The sequence below is a fragment of the Hyphomicrobiales bacterium genome, from assembly GCA_016710435.1.
Lineage (GTDB): Bacteria > Pseudomonadota > Alphaproteobacteria > Rhizobiales > Aestuariivirgaceae > Aestuariivirga.
This window is the reverse complement of sequence record JADJVV010000001.1, coordinates 2,297,480-2,315,250: the sequence shown is the minus strand read 5'-3', so window position 1 is coordinate 2,315,250 and position 17,771 is coordinate 2,297,480. Positions and strand designations below refer to the sequence as shown.

Annotated in this window: 16 protein-coding genes; 9 read left to right on the top strand and 7 right to left on the bottom strand. The window is 62.9% G+C overall.

Annotation, left to right across the window (positions count from 1 at the left end; all coding sequences use genetic code 11):
• Positions 1 to 4: 4 nt before the first annotated feature.
• Positions 5 to 667 (top strand): TerC family protein, encoded by a 663-nt coding sequence (locus tag IPM06_11190; GenBank protein ID MBK8770983.1) that lies wholly within the window; start codon positions 5 to 7, stop codon positions 665 to 667.
• 3 nt (positions 668 to 670) lie between these two features.
• On the opposite strand, the gene IPM06_11185 is transcribed toward IPM06_11190, so the two are convergent.
• Positions 671 to 1,288 carry a hypothetical protein gene (locus IPM06_11185; protein MBK8770982.1) on the bottom strand — a complete coding sequence of 206 codons (618 nt, stop codon included), beginning with the start codon at positions 1,286 to 1,288 and terminating at the stop codon, positions 671 to 673.
• A 77-nt stretch (positions 1,289 to 1,365) separates the two neighbouring features.
• Between IPM06_11185 and IPM06_11180 the strand changes: the two genes are divergently transcribed.
• A complete protein-coding gene (locus IPM06_11180; protein ID MBK8770981.1) occupies positions 1,366 to 2,127 on the top strand; it encodes a hypothetical protein in 762 nt (253 codons plus the stop codon).
• Positions 2,128 to 2,131: 4 nt separating this feature from the next.
• On the top strand, positions 2,132 to 3,055 hold the full coding sequence (locus tag IPM06_11175) for a sugar kinase (protein ID MBK8770980.1): 924 nt from the start codon (positions 2,132 to 2,134) through the stop codon (positions 3,053 to 3,055).
• Here IPM06_11175 and IPM06_11170 read toward each other — a convergent pair.
• Positions 3,052 to 4,299 (bottom strand): FAD-binding oxidoreductase, encoded by a 1,248-nt coding sequence (locus IPM06_11170; protein ID MBK8770979.1) that lies wholly within the window; start codon positions 4,297 to 4,299, stop codon positions 3,052 to 3,054. The two genes, IPM06_11175 and IPM06_11170, sit on opposite strands and share 4 nt — an antisense overlap.
• A 200-nt stretch (positions 4,300 to 4,499) precedes the next feature.
• On the opposite strand from IPM06_11170, the gene IPM06_11165 reads away from it, so the two are divergent.
• The 6 genes from IPM06_11165 (at position 4,500) to IPM06_11140 (ending at position 12,724) form a co-directional block, all read left to right on the top strand.
• A complete protein-coding gene (locus tag IPM06_11165) occupies positions 4,500 to 5,045 on the top strand; it encodes a flavin reductase (protein ID MBK8770978.1) in 546 nt (181 codons plus the stop codon).
• Positions 5,046 to 5,158: 113 nt separating this feature from the next.
• Positions 5,159 to 5,575 (top strand): RidA family protein, encoded by a 417-nt coding sequence (locus tag IPM06_11160; protein ID MBK8770977.1) that lies wholly within the window; start codon positions 5,159 to 5,161, stop codon positions 5,573 to 5,575.
• Between the two features lie 4 nt (positions 5,576 to 5,579).
• Positions 5,580 to 6,257: a DUF1028 domain-containing protein gene (locus IPM06_11155; protein MBK8770976.1), complete on the top strand. Its 678-nt coding sequence runs from the start codon at positions 5,580 to 5,582 to the stop codon at positions 6,255 to 6,257.
• Positions 6,258 to 6,266: 9 nt separating this feature from the next.
• Positions 6,267 to 7,619, top strand: coding sequence for an 8-oxoguanine deaminase (locus IPM06_11150; protein MBK8770975.1), 1,353 nt, complete (start codon positions 6,267 to 6,269; stop codon positions 7,617 to 7,619).
• A 50-nt stretch (positions 7,620 to 7,669) separates the two neighbouring features.
• A complete protein-coding gene (gene pepN, locus IPM06_11145; GenBank protein MBK8770974.1) occupies positions 7,670 to 10,294 on the top strand; it encodes an aminopeptidase N in 2,625 nt (874 codons plus the stop codon).
• 150 nt (positions 10,295 to 10,444) lie between these two features.
• Positions 10,445 to 12,724 (top strand): PAS-domain containing protein, encoded by a 2,280-nt coding sequence (locus IPM06_11140; GenBank protein MBK8770973.1) that lies wholly within the window; start codon positions 10,445 to 10,447, stop codon positions 12,722 to 12,724.
• A gap of 6 nt (positions 12,725 to 12,730) precedes the next feature.
• On the opposite strand, the gene IPM06_11135 is transcribed toward IPM06_11140, so the two are convergent.
• The 5 genes from IPM06_11135 to IPM06_11115 all read right to left on the bottom strand — a co-directional run bounded on the left by IPM06_11135 (position 12,731) and on the right by IPM06_11115 (position 17,748).
• The gene (locus tag IPM06_11135; protein MBK8770972.1) at positions 12,731 to 13,273 is read right to left on the bottom strand and encodes a periplasmic heavy metal sensor; all 543 of its coding nucleotides are present in this window, start codon (positions 13,271 to 13,273) and stop codon (positions 12,731 to 12,733) included.
• Positions 13,270 to 13,635 (bottom strand): hypothetical protein, encoded by a 366-nt coding sequence (locus IPM06_11130; protein ID MBK8770971.1) that lies wholly within the window; start codon positions 13,633 to 13,635, stop codon positions 13,270 to 13,272. The genes IPM06_11135 and IPM06_11130 overlap by 4 nt, the downstream gene beginning before the upstream one ends.
• Positions 13,636 to 13,638: 3 nt before the next feature.
• Entirely contained in the window at positions 13,639 to 14,250 is a 612-nt protein-coding gene (locus tag IPM06_11125) for a sigma-70 family RNA polymerase sigma factor (protein ID MBK8770970.1), read from the bottom strand.
• Positions 14,251 to 14,260: 10 nt separating this feature from the next.
• Positions 14,261 to 14,722 carry a hypothetical protein gene (locus tag IPM06_11120; GenBank protein ID MBK8770969.1) on the bottom strand — a complete coding sequence of 154 codons (462 nt, stop codon included), beginning with the start codon at positions 14,720 to 14,722 and terminating at the stop codon, positions 14,261 to 14,263.
• 116 nt (positions 14,723 to 14,838) lie between these two features.
• The gene (locus IPM06_11115; GenBank protein ID MBK8770968.1) at positions 14,839 to 17,748 is read right to left on the bottom strand and encodes a bifunctional [glutamine synthetase] adenylyltransferase/[glutamine synthetase]-adenylyl-L-tyrosine phosphorylase; all 2,910 of its coding nucleotides are present in this window, start codon (positions 17,746 to 17,748) and stop codon (positions 14,839 to 14,841) included.
• Between the last annotated feature and the right edge of the window lie 23 nt (positions 17,749 to 17,771).

Genomic DNA, 17,771 nt, shown 5'->3' with positions numbered 1-17,771 from the left:
GTTGCTGGATTTTCTCTTCTCCACCCAGGCCCTCGTCGCCCTGGGACAGGTCATCATGATCGACCTCGTCCTCGCGGGCGACAATGCCATCGTGATTGGCCTTGCAGCCGCTGGCCTTCCCAGGGACCAGCGCAACAAGGCCATCCTCGTGGGTATCCTTGCGGCGACAGTGCTGCGCATCGTCTTCGCCATCTTCACAACGCAGTTGCTCCAGATTCTGGGCTTGCTGCTGATGGGTGGCATCCTGCTCTTGTGGGTGTGCTGGAAGATGTGGCGCGAACTGCGCGACACGGGCCACGACGACGAGGGCGATGCGATCGAGGCCGTCAGCAATCAGGACCTGAACGCCGATGGCACCATCGCGCGCGGTGCGGCTCGCAAGACATTCATGCAGGCGGCCTGGCAGATCGTCATCGCCGACGTTTCGATGTCACTCGACAACGTGCTGGCTGTGGCCGGTGCGGCGCATGAGCATATCGAAGTCCTCGTGATCGGCCTCATCCTGTCGGTGGCGCTGATGGGCCTTGCCGCCTCGTTCATTGCCAAGCTTCTGCAGAAACACCGCTGGATCGCCTATGTCGGCCTGCTCATCATTCTCTACGTGGCGCTACAGATGGTTTACAGCGGTGTCGAAGAAGTGTGGCCGCACGTGGCTGCGGCACTCTGACCGCTACGCATTGGGCAAGAGCTGGGCGCCGGCGAAGGCCCGCCTGAGCCACGGCACGTCCGGGGCGTCCCAGTTCGGTTCCTTGCCGCAAACGAGGTCGAAAAAGGCAATGGCCGCCGCAGGGTTCTCGGCCACGTTTTCCTTGAAGGACGCCCAAAAGGCAGGATCGTCCGAGGCCCGTTCGGTATCGGGTTCTTCTTCCCCGAGTTCATGCAGGATGGCCGCCGCCACCGAGAGGCAGAAACTGGTGTAGGCATAGCCTTCCGGCCAACTGGCAAGGGCATGTTGTGCGTGAGACTGGATGACGGCCGGAACGGCGTCGGTGCGCGGAACCGTTTGCAGGGGTGCTGCGGCAATCAGTTCCTTCAGCATCAACCCGGCAGAATAGATCGTGAAGTCGTGGCGATCGACATGGGCGAGGTGCTTTGTGGCATCGAAACGCTGGCGCCAGTTGGAGAACGCCACGGCGAGCGCCGCATGATCCACATGGGGGGCAAGCCGCGTGTCCCGGAACAGCAATTCCAGGTTGCGCTCGAAGGATTTCAAGATGGTGCGAAACCGCCGGGCCTCGTGGCTGAGGTCGGTTGCTTCTGTCAATTCCGGTTTGAGGGGCGTCAACATGCATTCATCCTGTGGCGGCATGTTGGCTTGACGAAGCACGTCCCGCAAGGTTGAATTTGCCCAAGAGAGACAAGATCATGAGCACTGCCGTACGATCCGCCGAAACACTCACCGACCATGCCGTCTGCATGGCCGCAGGCGTGCGCGACGGGCTGCGGACGGCGCAATATTATGTGCGTGACATGTCGCAGGCCGACTCGGGCCAACCCACGGTGTTGTCGCGGCTGGTAGGCAGGCTTGCCCGGCTGGTGGACACGGTGCTGTCATACGGGGCTGATGCCTCCATCCGCCTGCTCCTGCCGCAATGGCGCAACCTGCCCTCGCCTTTTGCTCCGCACATGGTGGAAGAAGTGACGCGGGCGGTGCGGGAAAACCGCCTCGCCATGACCTCGCTGTTTACGGCCTATTTCTTCCGTGCGACGCGGCACATCCTCGAACGGTATGCCGAACCACCATTCCTCGTGCTGGAGCACCGGATCGATGCGGCTCGGCGTGCGCTGGCGGGACAGGCCACGCCTGCACCCGATGAAATCACCGGACTGGCCCAGATCCTGCTGGCGCTGACCGAGGCCCGTGCCATCGCGCGCATCGGTCCGGCACGCGCGGGTTTCGCGCATCTCAATGGCACGGACGTCAACTTGGCCGTCATGGCAACAGCCTGCCTCGCCCTGCTCCTGGCGGAAGAAGGCAAGCCGATCGAGACCCTGGACGAAAACGAGTTTTTTGCCATTTCTGCCGCGCTCATCAGTCCGCGCCTCGCGGCCATGGACAGAGCTGTGAAGGCAAATGACGTCCCCGCGCTTGCACACGAACTTGCAGCGGTGCGGGAACTCTACTGAGCCCATGCCCCGCTTCCTTGCCATCGGCGAATGCATGGTGGAATTGTCGGATGCCGGACACGGGTTGCTGCGGCAGGGATTTGCAGGGGATACATTCAACACGGCGTGGTACGCGCGGCACCTGCTGCCTGGGGCGTGGAGCGTATCGTATCTCACGGCACTGGGTGATGACGCGATTTCCGGCGAGATGCGCGCCTTCATGCAAGCTGCCGAGGTCGACACCGCGCCCATCCGTGTCATCCCCGGTGCTTCGCCGGGACTGTATCTGATCACGGTTAAGGACGGCGAACGCAGCTTCACCTATTGGCGCGACACATCCGCGGCAAAGCGACTGGCGGATGATCAAGCTCATGTGGAACGGCATTGCGCCTCGGCAGACGTGCTGCATTTTTCCGCCATCACGCTCGGCATCCTGCCCCCTGATGCGGCAATCACATTGATCAGGATTCTGGGTGAAGCCAGGGCGCGGGGTGCGCTCGTCTCGTTCGATACAAACTACCGCCCCAAGGTTTGGCGCGGGCGGTCCGACGCCGCGTCCCTCTTTCTCGAAGCGGCGCGGGTCTCGTCCGTGGTCTTGCCCGGCCTCGACGATGAACAGGCGGTGTTCGGTGACTTCTCGTCCGATGCGGTGGCGAAGCGTTACATGGCCTGCGGCGCGCGTGTCGTCGTCGTCAAGAACGGAGCACGCGGCGCGGATGTCTACGACGGTGCGCAGATGGTCCATGTTCCCGCATCGCCATCACCCGCCATCGTCGATACATCCGCGGCAGGCGACAGTTTTGCGGCAGGCTTCCTGACGCGCTACGCCCAGCGCGGCGATGCTGTCGACGCCGCCCGCCATGGCGCAGATGTTGCCGCTGATGTCATCAGTCACCGTGGCGCTTTGGCTCCATTGTCCAGCGCCGTTTTGGCGGCAGCAAGAATCTAGAACCGGTCCACGCGGAATGGCGTCATGTCCATGTTGGGTGAAACGCCCGACATGATCTCCGATATCAGCCGCCCGGTTGTGGGGCCCCAGGTGAGGCCCATGTGGCCATGGCCGAAGCCATAGACGACGTTGCGCATGGTCTTCGAGCGACCAATCACGGGCAATGAATCGGCGGTGCCGGGGCGGCGGCCCATCCAGCGGGTAGCGCGCTCATCCGGTGCGCGAAGGTTCGGCAATACGCGCTTGAAAAGACGATATAAATTATCAGCCCGCGCATAGTTCGGTTCGGCCTCAAGACCGGCGAATTCGTCCGTGCCGGCAATGCGCAGGCCCATCTCCATGGGGGTCGCAACTCCGGGCGTCCGCGCGTAGGTGAGGGAGCGCGAAATAGAAATGCCGGGATCCGGCAAGACAATGTGATAGCCGCGCTCAGCTTCCAGCAGCACCTGCTCGCCCAGTTGACGCGCCAGTTGATGGGAATAGGCACCAGCACAGACGACGAGATTCTGCACGGGATGACGGCCGCCGCCTGCGAGCGTGAGCGCGGTCACTGCACCGTCCTGCGTGATGATGCCCTTCACATCGTCGGCGATCAGCTTTCCCCCATGGGCCACGACGCGTTTGGCGATGGCCTTGACCACGCCTTCAGGGTTCGTCACGAAATACCAGCCGCCGTGCGAGGCCCCGCGGATGACATTCTTGCCCACGGCGGGCTCCATCTCGCGAACTTCATCGCCAGTGAAGACGTCACAAGGGAAGCCCAGCCGCTTCTTGGTTTCGCGTTCTTCCTCTTCGGCGCGGAAGTGGGATTCGTCGTCAAAGAGGCGCAGTGTCTCGCGATAGACCAGCAGATCCTTGCGCCCGGCGTCCGTCAGCAGTGTTTCGAAATCGGCAATGGTGCGGAGGCCGAGCGCGGCACGGCTCTGCACGATGGACTCCACCCTGGCCGGAGTGGCGTTGCGCGCTGCCGCCAGGAACCACGGCAAAGCCTTGGGGAGATAGCTCCAGCGGATGGTGAGGGGCCCCAGCGGATCCATCAGCCAGCCCGGAAGCTTGCGGAAGATACGGGGGTGCACCGTCGGCATGATCTCGGCGAAAGCGACACCGCCGGCGTTTCCGAAGGAACAGCCCTCGCCGGGTCCCACGCGGTCGATGACCGTGACATCATGGCCAGCCTTTTGCAGGAAGGCGGCAGTGGACATGCCCACGATGCCCGCCCCGATGATGGTGGTGTTGGGCTTCATGGGTGAACTCCTGGAAATTGAAAGCCGGCACATAAGCATGTGCTGCGCTGCGCGCTGTAGCCCTTACAATACTTGGCTCGCCGCCATCCGCAATGGGCCGATGCGCCGGAGGGGCCGCGTCACATCATCTCCCGGCAACTGGCCTGTTCCTGAAATCTGTGCGACATTCGGTTCCGTATCCGCGTGGTGAAAGAGGAACCATGAACGTAGTGAACCCGACGGGGCCCATGGGCCAGGCCGTGAAATCGGAAGATTTCGTGCAAGCCATGGGAGCAGCGGCCACCGGCGTCACCGTCGTCACCACGGCTGGCGTTGCGGGACGGTTCGGCCTCACCGTGAGCGCGCTGGCCTCGGTTTCCGCCGAGCCCCCTTTGCTGCTTGTCTGCGTGAACCGCCGCAATCCTTGCGTGGCCGCCATCACGCAGAATGGCCGGTTTGCGGTGAATATCCTGGCGCAATCGCAATCCGAAGTGGCCCGCATCTTTTCAGGACGGCCCATTCGCGGGGAGGCCTATGATTTCGGCCGGCACGGCTGGGAATTCGGCGCCGCCGGCATGCCGGTTTTGCCAGGTGCTGCCGCGCACTTCGAATGCGAGACGGAAACCATTCACGATGCAGGCACCCACCGCATCTTCATTGGCCGGGTCATCGTGGCGGAACGCGGCAGCGAGCCGCCGCTGATCTATTCCAGCCGCAGTTATGGGCGCCTGATGCCGCTCTCCGGGGAAGATGTCGCGGAGGACTGAACCATCTCCCGGTGCTGGCCTTTCCTTCCCGCTTGTGGGCAATATATGGTTTCACCTGAACGAGCGCTGAGCCGCGCCGACCTTTCCACAACCGATGACCGCCGAGCAACAGCATGACAGCCCACACCCGCATCCGTCCCTTCAACACCAAGGACACCTACCCCGAACAGAAACTCGACAACGACCTCTGCCAAGCTGTTGTGGCGCGGGGTACCATGGTGTTCGTGCGCGGACAGATTTCCCAGGACCTCGACACGCGCGAGTCACTGCACGTCGGCGATGCCACGTTGCAGACGCGCAAGGCCATGGCCAACATCAAGATGCTGATGGAAGAAGCGGGCGGCAGCATTGATCACGTGTGCCGGGTTGTCATCTATCTCACCGACATTCGCTACCGGCAGGATGTGTATCGCGAGATGGGCAACTGGCTGAAGGGCGTATTCCCCTGTTCCACGGGACTCGTCATCAGCGCGCTGGCGCGCCCGGAGTGGCTCGTCGAGATCGAAGCCACGGCCGTTATTCCGGATTGATGCCATGACATTTTCCATCGCGGGGCGCTGCGCCAAGACGGGTGCATTCGGTGTTGCCATCACCACCTCATCAATTGCCGTGGGCGCGCGCTGTCCGCATGCGCGGGCAGGCGTTGGCGCGGTCGCCACGCAGAACGTCACCGACCCCAACCTGGGACCGTTGTTGCTTGACAAGATGGCTGAAGGGTTGAGCGCAAGCGACGCAATTCGTTCGCTTATTCAAGATAGGCCGCACCGGGAATACCGCCAGCTGACGGCGGTGGACCGGCATGGCACCAGCGCCAGTTTTTCGGGTAAAGAGATCCTTGGCACGCATGGTGTTTCAGAACAGCAAGATTGCGTGGCAGCCGGCAATCTTCTCAAATCTTCCACCCTGCCTCAGGTGATGACGGCCGCGTTTGCCGCAAGTGTTGGTGAACATCTGGCAGAGCGCCTGTTGCGCGCACTGGAGGCTGGTCTCGCGTCTGGTGGTGAAGAAGGTCCCGTGCACTCGGCGGCGCTGCTTGTCCATCACACCGCGCCATTTCCTCTCGTGTCGCTCCGCGTCGATTGGGATGACCATGATCCCGTCGCGACATTGCGGAAGCTGTGGATCGCCTACAAGCCGCAGATGGGTGCCTATTTGCAGAGGGCGATCGATCCCACGCAGGCCCCTCGCTATGGCGTGCCGGGCGATCCGTGAGGCCATGAGATGACAACAACGCTGTTGAAGAACGCGGCCGTGCTGGTGACGATGGATGACGCGCGCCGGGAACTCGCAGGCGGTTCCGTGCTGGTGAAGGGCAATCGCGTCGTCTCCATCCACGCGTCGCATGGACGACTGCCGCCCGCGCAGGAGGTGATTGACTGCAGCGGCCACGTGGTGATGCCGGGCATGATCAACACCCACCATCACATGTATCAATCGCTCACGCGTACCGTGCCCGCCGCCCAGGATGCCGACCTGTTCAACTGGCTGAAGGCGCTCTATCCCATCTGGGCCCGGCTCACGCCGGAGATGATCCGCGTTTCCACGCAGACCGCCATGGCGGAGCTCATGCTCTCCGGCTGCACGACCTCGAGCGATCATCTCTATATTTACCCCAACGGATGCAGGCTGGATGACTCCATTGCCGCGGCGCAACAGATTGGCATGCGATTTCATGCTGCGCGGGGCGCCATGAGCGTGGGCGAGAGTAAAGGTGGACTACCGCCCGACAGCGTGGTGGAAGACGAAAGCTTCATCCTGCGCGACATGCAGCGCCTTGGCGAGACGTATCACGATCCATCTGAATGCAGCATGTGCCGCGTGGTGCTGGCCCCCTGCTCACCATTCTCGGTCTCGACCGGACTCATGCGTGACACCGCGGCCCTAGCGCGGTCGCTTGGCGTTTCACTTCACACGCATCTCGCGGAGAACGACGACGATGTGGCCTACAGCCTCGAGAAGTTCGGCTGCACGCCGGCGCAGTATGCCGAAGATCTGGGCTGGACCGGGCCCGACACATGGCACGCCCATTGCGTCAAGCTCGATGATGATGGCATCGATCGCTTCGCCCGCAGCGGCACTGGCGTGGCGCATTGCCCCTGCTCCAACATGCGTCTTGCGTCCGGCATCGCGCCCATCAGCAAGATGCGCCGGGCGGGCATCAATGTGGGCCTCGGCGTTGACGGGTCCGCTTCAAATGACGGCGCCCACATGCTCGGCGAAGCGCGTCAGGCGTTGCTGTTGCAACGGGTGGGGTTTGGCCCGGACGCATTGACGGCACGGCAATCGTTGGAGATGGCGACACGGGGTGGCGCGGCTGTACTGAACCGGACGGACATCGGACATCTCGCGCCCGGCATGGCGGCCGACATCGTCGCATTCGACATGCGCGGCATCGAGCATGCGGGAGCCCAGCATGATCCTGTCGCGGCCCTCCTGTTCGCATCACCCGTGCGCGCGGCGCTCAGTCTCATCAACGGCAAGATCGTTGTGCGCGAAGGTGTTTTGCAAACCGCCGACGTGGCGGGCGTGGTGATGCGCCATAACCAGTTGGCGCGTACGCTGGTCAACGGCTAGATTTGGCAATCGCACGGGCTTTGGCTATCCCCGTTGCACGGAGATTACACATGAGCGCTGACCCGCCACCCGCCATTCACCTCGCCGATTATGCGCCGCCATCGCAGGCAATCCGCCATGTGAGCCTGAGCATCGAACTGCATCCCACATCAACGCGTGTCCGGTCAGAAATGCGTGTGGAGCCCCGCGCGCAGGGGCCGATGGTGCTGCATGGCGAAGGACTGCAACTCGTTTCCATCACCATCGACGGTGCGCCACTGGCTGATTCCGGCTACACATATGCCGGTGATCTTCTCACGCTTGCCGCTGTGCCGACGGGACCGTTCAAGCTTGGCATCGAACAAGTTTGCAATCCACAGGCCAACACGGCGCTATCAGGTCTTTACTTATCGACCGGAGCCTATTGCACGCAGATGGAAGCCGAGGGCTTTCGGCGCTTTGCCTTCTTCCACGACCGCCCCGATGTGATGGCAACCTACGACGTCCGGATCGAAGCGCCCCGGTCCCTCCCCGTGCTTCTGTGCAACGGCAATCCGGGCAAGCGGGGCGACATCGCCGGAACAGAACGTCATTTCGCGGAGTGGCATGATCCGCATCCCAAGCCGTCCTATCTCTTTGCGCTGGTGGCGGGCGACCTTGCCAGTGTGCATGATGTGTTCACGACAATGTCGGGCCGGCCAGTTTCTCTTGGCATCTATGTGGAACAGGGAAAGGAGGATCGTTGCGCATGGGCCATGGAGTCGCTCAAGACCTCGATGCGATGGGACGAAACTGCATTTGGCAGGGAATATGACCTCGACGTGTTCAACATCGTGGCCGTGTCCGATTTCAACATGGGCGCCATGGAGAACAAGGGCCTCAACATCTTCAACGACAAATACATCCTGGCGCGGCCCGAGACCGCGACGGATGCAGACCATGTCAACATCGAGCGCATCATCGCGCATGAATATTTCCATAACTGGACCGGCAATCGCATCACCTGCCGCGACTGGTTCCAGCTGTGCCTGAAGGAAGGCCTCACCGTTTTCCGCGACCAGGAGTTCACGTCGGACGTGCGCTCGCGCGCCGTAAAGCGGATCGAGGATGTGCGCACTTTACGGGCACGTCAGTTCCCCGAAGACCAGGGGCCGCTGGCCCATGCCGTCCGGCCTTCGAGCTACATCGAGATCAACAATTTCTATACGCCCACGGTCTATGAGAAGGGTGCCGAACTGTGCCGCATGATGCAGACGCTGATCGGCAAGCCTGCCTTCCGAAAGGCCATGGATCTCTTCTTCCAGCGGCATGATGGCGAAGCCGCCACGGTGGAGCAGTTCGTCCGCTGCATGGCCGATGCGTCAGGCCGCGATCTCAGCCATTTCTTCCGCTGGTACGAACAGGCCGGAACGCCGCTGGTGAGCGTGAGCACGCACTACGATGCAAAGGCGCGGGCGCTTGACGTCACTGTGGCGCAGGCCACGCCCGCGACGCCAGGGCAGGAGGAGAAGCTGCCGCTGCATATGCCGCTGGGCATTGGGCTTGTCGGGCCGGACGGGCGCGACCTTCCCCTTCACCTCGACGGTGTTGGCGCGTTGAACCAGCCGGTCATCGAACTCTCGACATTGCAGCAAACCTTCCGCTTCACGGGGTTGCGCGAGCGGCCAGTGCTTTCGCTCAACCGTGGCTTCTCGGCACCTGTGGTGCTGACGACCGATGCGAGCGAGGCGGACCGCCTCTTCCTCATGGGCCACGACAGCGACAGCTTCAACCGCTGGGAGGCGGCGCAAGTGCTCTCCCGCGATCTGCTGGTCGAGGGCTATCACGCCTTGCAACACAACGCCGCGGCGCCGGATACCCGCGCCTTCGCGGCCGCCCTTTCGCGCACATTGACCGATGCGGACGCCGATGACGCCTTCAAGGCTCTTATGCTGGAGTTTCCGCCGGAAGCCGAGATTGCCGCGACCATCGGCAAGGACATCAACGCCGACCTTATCAGGGCCGCGCGCCAGTCCGTGCGGGCCTCCGTTGCGGCTGGCCTCTTGTCCGAACTGGACGCCGTATTTGCGCGCACGGCGGACACGGGTGACTACATTCCGGACTCGCAAAGCACGGGACGGCGCGCACTCCGCTATGCCAGTCTCTCGCTCATTGCGGTCGCCGATCCCAACAGGGCTGTTTCACTCGCCCGCGCCGAACTCGCTGAGCCACGTCACATGACAGCAGAGATGGGCGCGCTCGCGGCAGTGCTTGCAACGGCTGATGCAGATGCGCTGCTGGCGCAGTTCCTCTCGCGTCATCAATCCGACCCGCTGCTTGTCGACAAGTGGCTGATGCTGTCTGCTCAGGTGCCGTTGCCGGGTGCCGCCGAACGGGTGAAGAGCCTGACGGCGCATCCGCTGTTCACCTGGACCACGCCAAACCGCGTCTATGCGCTCATTGGCGCGTTCAGCGGCAACCTCGCAGGCTTCCATGCGGCCGACGGCGCGGGGTATGGATTGGTTGCGGATGCCATCATCCGCCTCAACGCCATCAACCCGCAGGTCGCTGCGCGCATGGCCACGGGGTTCCGCAGTTGGCGGCAATTCGATGCGCCCCGGCAGACGGCAGCAAGCGGGCACATGCGCCGCATTCTTGCGAGCGACGCACTCTCGCGTGATGTATTCGAGATCATAACAAGAACATTGGGGGATTGAACCCGCGCCAGAATCCGGTGAAGTGCGCGTCGCGGCTTGGCAAATCAGACCCGCGCGCGTTATTCCGGTTGCACAGCGCGGGCTTGATTCTGAGCCTCCACGGTTGCCGAACAGGCCAGCCCGTGCGCCCCGTTTGGTACTGGACAGATCTTGCAGCGAACCCTCATCAAGGAATGGTTTACACGCGACCGGAGTCTCCGGGTGCGCCTGCCGTTTCCGGGTTTTCCATCGATCCGCATTTCCGAGCGCGTGCTGCGCTGGATGATTCTCATTCTCACTGCCCTGTTCCTGTTGTCGCTCGCTGGTGCGCTGCTGATGAAACTGTCGGAATACCGGCACAGCCACATGACGGATCAGAGTGCGTTCACGCTGCTCCATGCGGATGCGGCGGCGCAGGCGTTGCGGCTGCGGAGTCTCGAAGCTCCAGTCACGGTGGTTGACGGCGATCTGCTGTCGCAAAGCCTCGCGCCGGGTGCGTTGAGCGACAGCCGCGCCTTCGTCCTGGTCGATAGCGCAGGACTGGTGCTGGCCTCGCAGCCTGCTGAATTCGCTGCCGTCGGCAAGCCACTGACGGATGCCATTGCCAGTGATGTCTTCACCGCTGTGCCGGTCAATGGCAAGTCGCTGGTGATCGTGCCTGCGGCAAATGGTTCACCGCTTCATGTTGTGTCGCGCGATCTCGGCCGCCTCGGTGGCAGCCTCATCGTGGCGCAGGCCGAAACCGGGTTCCTCGGCCAGTGGAATGCCAACGCAAACCAGCTTGCCATGTTGTTCGGCGTCACCCTGCTCATCCTCACCATGCTTGCGGGATCGTTTCACTGGCAGTCTGCACGCGCCATAGAGGCCGACGATCTGCTGGCGCTTGCTACCGTGCGCCTCGACAAGGCCTTGGATGGTGGCGGCTGCGGCCTGTGGGACTGGGATATTTCGTCGGGACGCATCTTCTGGTCCGCCTCGATGTTCAATATCCTCGGGCTGGAGAGCCAGGGCAACATGCTGCCCTACCGCGATGTTGCGGCGCTGATGCATCCGCTCGACCAGCCGCTCGACAAGCTTGTTGATGACCTGCTGAAGCGCAACAGCCTGGATTTCGACCACGAATTCCGCATGCGTCATGTGAATGGCCAGTGGGTGTGGTTGCGGGCCCGCGCCGATCTCGCACCGGGGCACCTCACTCAGGATATCGACGCCCCGCATCTGGTTGGCATCGTCTTCGACATTTCGCGGCAGAAGGAACTGGACAAGTTGAACCAGGACGCCGAAGTGCGCCTGAAGGACGCGATCGAGAATATCTCCGAAGCCTTCGTGTTGTGGGACACGGAAAGCCGGCTCGTGCTGTGCAACAGCAAGTACCAGCAGTTCCATTCGTTGCCCGCATCGGTCTGCCTGCCGGGCACCCACTACAATGTGGTTGCGCAGTCCTCACGCGAGCCGGTGGTGAAGCAGTATGTGCCGGGGCAGATCATCGACAAGTCCGGGGCGCGTTCCGTCGAAGTGCAGCTTGCCGATGGGCGCTGGCTGCAGATCAACGAACGGCGCACCAAGGACGGCGGCTTTGTTTCCGTGGGCACCGACATCACGCCGCTGAAGAAGCAGGAGGAGAACCTGCTGTCGTCTGAAAAGACCCTGATGGAGGCCGTGCGCGACCTGCAGAAGGAACGGCAGACAGCCGAAGAACAATCGCAGCGTCTCGCCGAACTGGCGGACAAGTATGCGAGCGAAAAGGCACGCGCCGAGGCGGCGAACCGCTCCAAGTCCGAATTCCTCGCGAACATGAGCCATGAATTGCGCACGCCGCTCAATGCCATCATCGGCTTCAGCGAGGTGATGACGAACGAGTTTTTTGGTCCGCTCGGTACGCCAAAATACATTGAATATGCCAACGACATTCGCCGCAGTGGCCAGTTCCTGCTCGACGTGATCAATGACATTCTCGACATGTCCAAGATCGAAGCCGGCCGTCTGGACCTCGAGATCAGCGAGTTGTCGTTCCCCTCCCTGCTGGAGGAAGTGATGCGCCTGGTGGGGCCACGCGCTACCGAGGGCAAGCTGACACTTGTTCAGGACAGCGAGAATGCGCGCCCGTTCCGTGCAGACCGCCGCGCCCTGAAGCAGGTTTTGATCAACCTGCTCTCCAATGCGGTAAAGTTCACACCCGAAGGCGGCAAGGTGACGATCAGCGGGCGCACGACGGCGACCAACTTCGTGTTCACGATCACGGACACGGGCATCGGCATTCCGCAGCGGGACATTCAGAAGCTCGGGCGGCCCTTCGAGCAGGTGGAAAACCAGTTCACCAAGAGTCGCGGCGGCTCAGGCCTCGGCCTCGCCATCTCGCGTTCGCTCGTCGAGTTGCACAATGGCACACTCGACATCGTGAGCGTGGTGGGCCGCGGGACAACCGTGACCGTCACCCTGCCCTCGGCCTGAGCCTTCTCAATTGCGGCGGCGGCGTGCGGCGCGTTCGGCCCGGTCGCGGATGGCCTGGGCGAGTTCCTTGCGCTCGTCCGGCGTCAGTTTGCTGACGATTTCCATGGTGACGCCTGCGCCACCCGCTGCGAGGCTGCCGTTGCCTGTCGCAAAGGCTTCGACAGCCGCGCGGATTTCAGCATCGCTTGCATCTGGTTTTTCCAGCGCTTCGGCCAGTTTGAGCGGCGAGGCATCGGACGTGGCGCGGAGTTCCCGCAGCTGATGCAGCTTGTCGTGCACGATCCCCATCAACTCTTCACGCCGCTCGCGTGGCAGGTTGCGGAGGAAATCGCGGGGGATCATCTGGATGTAGCTGGCCCCCATCAGGCGCTCGGCCCTGCGGCCCTCATAGCCGAAGCCCAGGGCCAGCCCGATCACCAGCAGGTTCGCCATCAACGAGACGCCGAGCAGCAGCGTCCACCATCGTGAGCGCAACTGCGGCAGCCAGGGGCGGCGGATGGCCGACTCTGCTGTCACGGGCGGTTCGATCGGTGTCATCGCGTCGCTCATGAAAGATCGTCCTCGTTGAAACTTTCCACATCTTCGATGCCGGTGACGGCGTCGTCCGCGTTCCCTGCCAACATGTCGTAGGCGGTGGACGGCAGATAATTCTCAAGCGTGCCGCCGCTGCCCAGGTAGATGCCGAGCGCCAATGATGCGGCAAGGGGCAAACCCGCCAGCCAGCCAATCCGCGAGGGCGCTGCAGCCGCCCGCCGGAACGGAACAACCGTATTCGCGGGTGGCGATGATGCCTCGCCCGCAAGCCGCTGCATCAGCCGGTCGCGCGCACCTTCCGGCAATGATGGCACTGTTGCATGGGCCAGCAGGAGATCAAGTTCCCGGTCTGTCATGGGTTCATGGTTGCGGTTCATGGCTCAGGTCCTTTCTGCGGCGAGTGTCGCCAGCAGCGTTGACTTGTCGGGGGCAAGGCGTTCCTTGAGGCTGCGGCGGGCCCGCGCCAGAAGGGATTCAAGGGCATCCACGCTGACGTCCATGATGGCGGCGGCGGCGATGTTGGTCATCTGTTCGAAATGCACCAGCGTCATCGCCAGCTTTTGCCGTTCGGGAAGGCCTGCAACGGCAGCGTCGATGGTGGCGACGGCGCGGCTTCTGTCCATCGCATCCTCCGCCGTTCCACGGCCATCGGCCAGTTCGCCTGTTTCATCCAACTCCAGCATGGGTTTGACCCTGAAACGGTCCATCACAATGTTACTCGCAACGCGTATGAGCCATCCCCGCAGGGCTGGCCCCTCGCGCACCTGAGAGGGATCGCGCCACAGCCGCAGGAAGGCCTCCTGGGCCACATCCTCGGCATCGGCGTGTCCATTCATCATTCGCCACACCACGCGGTGAACGACGGGGAAATGCCGGTCCACCAGCGCGGCAAAGGCGTGGGCTTCACGCCGCCCGGCATGCACCAGCAGGTCCGCATCAGTGGCCTGATGCAGACCCGCCATGGGCCGTTCGCGGTATGGCGTGATGGCCAAGGCGTCTCCGTCAGTTGCCTGTTCCGGCGGAGGAGCCTGGTTGCGCCACATAGCCCTTGCGCCAGACACCACGCTTGAAGTCGTGGGCTTCCGCCATGCTCAGGTCTCCGTCCTTGTCGGTGTCGGCGCTATTGAACATGTCGGCGGCGATCTTGTCGAGTTCCCGCTGGGTGATTGATCCATCCTTGTCGGTATCCATGAGAGCCATGGTGCGTTCCAGGCGGCGCTTCAACACCTCCTGAAGGCGGGCCTCGATTTCCGCAGCTGTTACGGCCTTGTCGCCGTTGCCGTCCATTTTCTGCAGGCGGCGTTCAGCCAGCGGGGTGAATTCTGCCAGGGCGAGCTTGCCGTCATGGTTGGCGTCCGCCTTGTCGAACCCCTTCTGGGTGCGGGGCAGATAGGGTTCGTTGGCGAAGGCGGTGCTGCCCGCAAGAAGGGCCAGACCGGCTGCCAGAACAATGGTTTTCCTCACTTTGATCTCCTGATGTGTTGCCGTCGATTGTCATGTGTGGAACCGGTTTCCACACACAAGACGGACGGCCCGTGAGATTCCGTCGCTGATGTTCACGATTTTTTCCGCAAGCCGGTTCAGGGTGCGGGCGGCCCCACCAGACGGTCAAAGAGGGCGGCAATGCCGGCTTCCTTTTCCCGAAGCACGTCCTCGGCAATGCGCACGTCCGGCACCTGGGCAGCCGCAGCAATGGCCCGGTTCAAGCCTGGCAGAGCCTTGTCGGGTTCGAAGGTGTGGTCGAGGCAGAGCCGCAGCACTTGCGTGAGCCGATGGAAAAGGCGCGAGGCCTCGACCAACTGGAACGCATCAGCGGCCGTGAGAACAGATGCTGCCTGCAAGGCTTCATATGCCGCCACCGTGTTGGTGCGCAACACGCCGGGATGATCGTGGGCATGCAGCAGTTGCAGGAACTGGGCGATGAACTCCAGTTCCACCAGACCGCCCCGCATGCGCTTGATGTCCCACACGATCTTGGGGAGATGTTCGCGCAGCATGAGACTGCGCATGTCAACCACATCCTTCCGGGTGGCGGCCTCGTCGCGGCGGGCGGAGAGGAAGCCCTTGATGGCCTCCTCAAGCTCGGCCACCAGGCTGGTGTCGCCTGCCACCACGCGGGCGCGGGTCATGGCGAGCTTCTCCCAGGTCCAGGCGCTCTCGGCGTGATAGGCCTTGAAGCTCGGAAAACTTGCGGCCACCGGTCCCTTGCTGCCCGATGGGCGGAGGCGCATGTCCACCTCGTAGAGCGGCCCTTCGGCGGTGGGCACCGTGAGAGCAGAGACGAAACGTTGTGTGAGCCTCTGGTAATATTGCCCGGCACTGAGCGGACGATTTCCCGACGACTGGCTCACATCCTGCGGATGATCGTAGATCAGGATGAGGTCCAGATCAGACGAGGCCGTCATTTCGCGCCCCCCCAGCTTGCCCATGGCGATCACCGCGACGCGGCCCTGTTCGATCGGGCCGTGACGGGTTTCCATGTCCCGCCTGGATGCGGCGAGGAGGTGCCCGATCATCATGTCGGCGATGTTGGCGAAGCCCGTGCCCGCCTCCTCGGCCGACAAGGTGTCGGAGAGCACGCGCACGCCCACACGGAATTGCTGTTCGCGGCCCAGCACGCGGGCGCGGTCCATGGCTTCTTCCAGCGACAGATCGGCCGGGAGAATCTGATCGGCCAGGGCCTGCACCTGCTCACGCGGGGGCAGCGGCCCGAAGAAGCCAGGTTCGAGCACCGCTTCCAGTACGCGTGGGCGGCGGCTCATGCCTTCCGCCAGACGCGGCGCAGTTCCGAGAATGCGGGCGATCAGGTCAAGAAGCCCGGGGTTCGCCTTCAGCATGGCAAAAAGCTGAACGCCCGCGCCAAGGCCGGAGAGGAAACGATCGAAGGAGGTGAAAGCGCGGTCGGCATCGCCATCGCGCGCCAGGGCCTGAAGCAAGGCAGGCATGAGTTCGGTGAGGTCTTCGCGGGCACGGCGCGTTCGGGTCGCCGCATACCGTCCGAAATGCCAACCGCGGATGGTGGCAGAGACTTCCGACGGTTGCTGGAAGCCCATGCGTTCCAGTGTCTCGATGGTTTCGGGATCATCCTCGCCGCCGGTGAAAACGAGGCTGCCGCTCTCGCCTGCCAACGCATCAGAGGTTTCGAACAGGCGCGAGGAATGGCGCTGAACTGTCTCCAGCACGCCCCGCAATTTTCCCGCAAGGGCACCACCATGGCCGCAGCCGCAGAGGCGTGCATAATTCTCGAAGGCCTCGGGCTTCGACGGCACGTGGTGGGTCTGGTGGTCATCGATCATCTGGGCGCGGTGCTCGCAAGTTCGCAGGACGACATAGCACTCGGTCAGCTCCGCGGCCGTGTCCGGCGTGATCCAGCGCGCGTCGGCCAAGGCCTGCAACATCGCCAATGTCGAGCGCCCCCGCAGTTTCGGATTGCGGCCTCCGGCGATCAGTTGTTGCGTCTGGACGAAGAATTCGATCTCGCGGATGCCGCCGCGGCCGAGCTTGAGATTGTGACCTTCAACGGCGATTTCGCCATGGCCCTTCACGGCGTGGATTTGCCGGATCAACGACTGCACATCGGAGATGGAGGCGAAGTCGAGGTACTTGCGCCAGACGTAAGGGCGGAGCCGCGCCAGGAACTCCTCGCCGAGCGCGATGTCGCCCGCTGCGGCGCGGGCCTTGATGTAGGCGGCGCGTTCCCAGTTCTGGCCGAGGTTTTCGTAGTAGTTGGCCGCCGCCTCGATGGCGATTGCCACCTGGGTGGCGCGGGGGTCGGGGCGCAGGCGAAGGTCGGTCCGGAAGACGTAGCCGTTTTCATCCACGTCCTGAAGCAGACTCACCAGCTTGCGGGTGATGCGGATCGCGATTGATGAAGCCTCCTGCCCCTCTGCCACGGGCATGGTCTCGGGATCGAACAGGACGATCAGGTCAATGTCACTGGAATAATTGAGTTCGCCCGCGCCATGCTTGCCCATGGCGATGACGGTGTAGCCGCAGTCGAGCGATGGCCGAGCGGGATCGTTGAGCACGAGTTTGCCGCCCGCGCGGGCTTCAAGCAGCAGCGCGTTGACGGCAGCCGACACAGCGGTGTCGGCAAACCGGGTGAGAGCTTGCGTCACTGTTTCGAGTGGCCAGGCGCGGCCGATATCCGCGAGGCCCAACAGCAGCGCCGCCTTCGCTTTGAATTGTCGCAACAGCTTCGCCGTCTCTGCTATATCTCCCGCATAAGCCGATTTTTCAGTTTCTGCGCAGATACTTGCAAGGATTTCCTCTGGCGAAGTCTCAAGGCATGTGGCGGCGAATTCCGGGTCATGGGCGAGAAGGCCGCGCAGATAGGGTGAGGCGGAGACGATGGCGTCCACGAGCGGCCGGGCCGCGTCGAGGCGGCGCAGTATCGCGGGTACCACACCTTCGCGAAAACGCACGATGGCCGCGGTATCGAGGCCCAAAGGCCAGTGGCCGTGTATACGGTCTTTCAGGGCAAGGCTCATGGAACGGTGATAGCGCACAACCC